Origin of the sequence: Muricoccus vinaceus, from assembly GCF_042433125.1 — a bacterium.
Classification (GTDB): Bacteria; Pseudomonadota; Alphaproteobacteria; order Acetobacterales; family Acetobacteraceae; genus Roseomonas; species Roseomonas vinacea.
The window spans coordinates 1-5235 of sequence record NZ_JBHLVZ010000048.1; the positions used below are offsets into that span (position 1 = coordinate 1).

At 71.1% G+C, this 5235-nt stretch carries 4 protein-coding genes; all 4 read left to right on the forward strand.

The genetic code is table 11. The annotated features are described in order from the left end of the window. The first annotated feature begins 197 nt into the window (after positions 1-197). The 4 genes from ACFFIC_RS16525 (at position 198) to ACFFIC_RS16540 (ending at position 5086) form a co-directional block, all read left to right on the forward strand. Entirely contained in the window at positions 198-851 is a 654-nt protein-coding gene (locus ACFFIC_RS16525) for an Hsp20/alpha crystallin family protein (protein ID WP_377052299.1), read from the forward strand. A gap of 102 nt (positions 852-953) precedes the next feature. Then, positions 954-3824, forward strand: a complete 2871-nt coding sequence (locus ACFFIC_RS16530) for an ATP-dependent Clp protease ATP-binding subunit (protein WP_377052301.1) — start codon at positions 954-956, stop codon at positions 3822-3824. 29 nt (positions 3825-3853) lie between these two features. Then, positions 3854-4510: an HdeD family acid-resistance protein gene (locus tag ACFFIC_RS16535; protein ID WP_377052303.1), complete on the forward strand. Its 657-nt coding sequence runs from the start codon at positions 3854-3856 to the stop codon at positions 4508-4510. A 141-nt stretch (positions 4511-4651) separates the two neighbouring features. Further along, positions 4652-5086, forward strand: coding sequence for a PRC-barrel domain-containing protein (locus ACFFIC_RS16540; RefSeq protein ID WP_377052305.1), 435 nt, complete (start codon positions 4652-4654; stop codon positions 5084-5086). The last annotated feature ends 149 nt before the right edge of the window (positions 5087-5235 follow it).

Below are 5235 nucleotides of genomic sequence, written 5' to 3' on the forward strand. Positions count from 1 at the left end.
CTTCGCCTGACGAGTTCGTTCCAGCCAGAGCTGGCCAACGTGACAATGCCGTTCTCGGGCATCGCTCCTCCTGGCCCACGGCGGGCACAGTTGTCACATCAGCGTAAGCAACCCCGGGGAGGGGAGTTGCTTTCCTCGTTTGGAGGGCTACATCGCCGCCGTTTTTTTTGTGAACGATGTGGAGGAGGAACACTGCGATGGTCTCCCGCCTTTTTGGTCCCAGCCTCGTCCCGCAGGGCAGCGACCCATTAGGCTTTCTCCAGCGAGAGGTGAACCGCGCCTTCGACGAGGTATTCCGCGGCTTCCCCGCGGCGGTCCGGGGCGCGGCCGGCATGGGCGGCTTCGCTCCCACGCTCGACGTGCGCGAGGCTGAGGGTGGCCTTGAGATCGCGGCCGAACTCCCGGGCATGTCGGAGGACGACGTCGAGCTGCGGCTGGAAGGTGACCTCCTGACGCTCTCCGGCGAGAAGAAGGAGGAGCGGACGCGCGAGGACGCCGGGCTGCACCTTACCGAGCGGAGCTTCGGCCGGTTCCAGCGCTCCTTCCGCCTACCCTACTCCCCCGATCCGTCGGGCGTACGGGCCGAGTTCGACCGCGGCGTGCTGCGGATCGCACTTCCCCGCCCGCAGCAGCAGAAGAGTGGTGGGCGTATCCAGATCCAGCCGGCTAGGGGGTCGGGATCGGGCGAGGGCGTGGCATCGGCGGGAACGGGCACAGGAGGCACGTCGGTGCCGGCCAACGCCAATGGCGCCCCGCCTTCGGCCGGCGCGAGTGCCCCGGAGCAGCCGCAGGCGACGGGTGGGCAGCCCTCGGGTGCGGCAGGGAACAGCCGTCCGCCTGACAGGGGCTGAGGGAGCAGCACGCGGGGCGGCGGGCTACCCTCGTCGGCTCGCGCACTGGCCTAGAACCGAGATCACCACGAGAGAAACATCGTCCGGGAGGACGAATCCACGATGTCCGAAACTCTTTGTGACCTCTGCCAAACCCGCCCCGCCACGCTTCGCGCCGAGGTCGTGAGCAACGGCCGGCGCCGGACGATGAACCTCTGCGACGTGGACTACCGACGCCTCGTGGCGCGGGGCGGGGGACGGGGAGGTTCACCCCTGGAATCCCTGTTCGGGAGCGGCGGGGGCCTCCTCGACGACTTCTTCGGCGGCAGCCTGTTCGGCGGGCGGGACCCGCGCGAGGTCGGTGCGGGACGCCGTGGGGGGGACGCCGAGGGCGGGACTTCTATCCCGATCGGCGGTCGCCGCGGCGCCGGTGCGAGGAGCGCGGCCACCGAGCGCCTGTCCGAGCACACGAACGAGCTGCTCCAGGAGGCAGCCCGCACGGCGGGGGAGTGGGGCCGGCGCGAGGTGGACACGGAGCACCTGCTGCACGCCCTCGCGGACAGCGACGTGGTCCGCACGACCCTGGAGCAGTTCAAGGTCTCCCCCGACGAGCTACGCGCGGGGCTGGAGCGCGACGCCCGCCGCGGCGACGGGGGAGGGCGGGGCGAGGGCGGCGAGATCGGCGTCTCGCCCCGCGTGAAGGACGCGCTCGGCCGCGCCTTCGCCGCCTCCCGCGACCTCGGGCATTCCTACGTCGGGCCGGAACACATCCTGATCGGCCTCGCCGAGGAGGACGAAGGGGTAGCTGGGACGACGCTCCGCCGCCTCGGCCTGACGCCCCAGGCGTTGCGGCAGCAGGTCGTGAAGGTGGTCGGCCGCGGCGCCGAGGAAGGGCGCGTCGAGCGCCCGACGAATACCCCGAACCTCGACAAGTACGCCCGCGACCTCACGAAGCTGGCGACCGACGGCAAGCTCGACCCGGTGATCGGTCGCGCCCGCGAGATCGAGACGACGGTCGAGGTGCTGGCACGGCGCAAGAAGAACAACCCCGTCCTCATCGGCGAGCCGGGGGTGGGCAAGACCGCAATCGTCGAGGGCCTCGCCCAGCGCATCATCGCGGGCGAGGTGCCGGAATCCCTCCGTGGCAAGCGCCTCGTCGAGCTCTCGATCAACTCCCTCGTCGCAGGGGCGAAGTACCGGGGCGAGTTCGAGGAGCGGGTGCAGGAGATCCTGAAGGAGGTCCAGGGCCAGCAGGAGAACCTCGTCCTCTTCATCGACGAGATTCACACGATCGTCGGCGCGGGGCAGGGCGGAGGCGAGGGCGGGCTCGACATCGCCAACGTGTTCAAGCCGGCGCTGGCCCGGGGCGAGCTGAACCTCATCGGCGCGACGACGCTCAACGAGTACCAGAAGCATATCGAGAAGGACGCGGCCCTGGAGCGGCGTTTCCAGCCCGTCCTCGTGCCGGAGCCGACGGTCGAGCAGGCGATCATGATCCTCCACGGCCTCCGCGACACGCTGGAGGCGCACCACAAGGTCACGATTACCGAGGAAGCGATCACGGCTGCGGCGGAGCTGTCGGACCGCTACGTCACCGGACGCTTCCTACCCGACAAGGCGATTGACCTCATCGACCAAGCGGCGGCGCGGGTGAAGATCAGCACGACCGCGCGGCCCGTGGAGGTGCAGGAGCTGGAGGCCCAGGTCCGCCAGCTCAAGCGCGAGGGCGACTACGCCTCCTCCCGCAAGCAGTTCGACCGGGCGAAGGACATCCAGGGGCGGCACGACGCGCGCGCGAAGGAGCTGGAGGAGGCGACGGAGCGCTGGCGGCGCGAGCGCGGTTCCGGCACGGCCGAGGTACGGGCGGAGCACGTGGCCCAGGTCGTCTCGAAGCTTACGGGCATCCCGGTGACGGAACTCACCACCGAGGAGCGGCAGCGCCTGACGAAGATGGAGGAGCGGCTGCACGAGCGCGTCGTCGGGCAGGAAGAGGCGGTCCGCGCCGTGAGCGACGCCGTCCGCCTCGCCCGCGCCGGGCTGCGCGAGGGGCGGCGTCCGGTGGCGACCTTCCTGTTCCTCGGGCCGACGGGGGTGGGCAAGACCGAACTCGCCAAGGCGCTCGCCGAAACGGTGTTCGGGGACGAGGACGCGATGATCCGCCTCGACATGAGCGAATACATGGAGCGGCACGCGGTCTCGCGCCTCATCGGCGCGCCGCCAGGCTACGTCGGCTACGAGGAGGGCGGGCAGCTCACCGAGCGGGTGCGGCGGCGGCCTTACGCCGTCGTGCTGCTGGACGAGATCGAGAAGGCGCACCCGGACGTCTACAACTCGCTCCTCCAGGTGTTCGACGACGGGCGGCTCACGGACGGCAAGGGCCGGGTCGTGGACTTCACCAACACGGTCATCATCGCGACCTCGAACCTCGGGGCCGAAATCATCCAGCGCCACTTGCGGGAACGGCGCGGTTCGGACGCGGCGGGGCAGGCCGCGCTGAAGGGGCAGGTGATGGAGGTGCTGCGCGGGCACTTCCGGCCGGAGTTCATCAACCGCATCGACGAGATCATCGTCTTCCATGCGCTCGGGCGAGAGCAAATCCAGAGCATCGTCTCGCTCCAGTTGGAGCGCGTGAAGCGCACGGCGCGCGGACAGGGGATCACGCTGGAGGTAGACGGCAGCCTCCTCGACCACCTCGCGACGGCGGGCTTCCGGCCGGAGTTCGGCGCGCGCGAGCTGCGGCGTCTCATCCGCTCGGAGCTGGAGACCCGCCTCGCGAGCGCGATGCTCGGGGGCGAGGTGTCGGAGGGCGACACGGTGCTGGCGCGCTGGGATGCGGGGGCGGGCCGGGTCGTGCTGGAGCCGCGGCGCGAGGCGAGGGCAACTGATCCGGCCGAGGGCACGTCCGGTGCCGAGGAAGACAAGGTGGTGGAGGCCAGCCGCGAATCCTTCCCGGCAAGCGACCCGCCCGCCTGGACCGGAGCAACGGTCGGCTAGGCCAAGATGGACCGAGGGGACGTGCCAGCGTGAGCACTTCGACGAACGACAACGCTTTGCCGCCGCGGCCCGCGCCGGATGCGGCGCCGACGGGACCCGCCCGGAACGAGGCGATGGGTGCCCTCCTTGCGCGGAACTGGTGGGCGATCGCGCTGCGCGGCGTGGCAGCCATCATCTTCGGGCTGATCGCCCTCTTCGCCCCGGGCGCGGCGATGCTGTCGCTCGCCCTCGTCTTCGCGGCCTACCTCCTCACCGACGGCATCCTCGGGATCATCTCCGCCGTGCGCGCCGCGCAGGCGCACGAGCGGTGGGGCCTGCTGCTGGCCGAGGGCGTCCTGAACCTCGTCATGGGCGTCCTCGCCGCCTTCTTCCCGGTCGGCGCGGTGCTCGGCTTCGTGCTCGTCACCGCCGCCTGGGCGCTGCTCACGGGCGGGCTGATGCTCGCCGCCGCCTTCCGGCTGGACCGGAACCGCGGGCGCCTCTGGCTCGCCCTGGGCGGGGTGCTGTCCCTTCTCTGGGGCGCCCTCCTCGTGATCGCACCCCTCGCGGGCGCGCTCGTCCTCACCTGGTGGCTCGGCGGCTACGCCGTCGCCTTCGGGGTCGTGCTCCTGGTCCTTGCCGTCCGGCTGCGACGGCAGGGTGGGGAGGCGCGCCCTTCCACTCCCGCACGGGCCACCTGGGCCTGAGCGGCAACCAAGTCCACGCCAAGCTGGAGACGCATTATGTCCAAACGCCTCGTCCTCGCGGCTCTCGCCGCCGGAGCCCTCGTGGGAACGTCACTTGCCCAGACGGCCGCGCCTACGGCACCCGCGCCTACCACTCCAGGCGTGACCGCCCCGAGAAGCGGCGCGAACGACAGCCTGCCCGGCTGGGGCGGGACGCCGGCACCCCAGGCCGGGAGCGGCACCACTGGTGGCGGCTTGGTGACCGTGGCGCCCGGCGCCGTCGTCATCCCCTACTACACGGTCCAGACCGCAGACATGACGGCGGGGAACCTCATGCGGACGGAGGTGAGGAACCTCCAGGACGAGCGGATCGGGCGCATCGAGGACCTCGTCATCGGCAACGGGCGCGAGGTCACGGCGGTGGTGATCGGCGTCGGCGGTTTCCTCGGCATCGGCGAGCGCTTCGCCGCCGTGCCGCCGAGCGCGGTGGTCCTGACCCGCTCGCCGGATGGGCTGCTGCGGGCGGTCGTGGACGCGACCCGCGACCAGCTCCGCAGCTCGCCGGAGTTCCGCTTCGACGGCAACCTCCGGCGCTGAGGGACTGGCAGGCCGTGCTCCGTCCCGCGCGGCCTGCCCCTGACCTACCGCTCCTCGCCAGGTCGCAGGACCTTCTATGAATGGGTGATGCCCGAGAACGGCATTGTCACGTTGGCCAGCTCTGGCTGGAACGAACTCGTCAGGCGAAG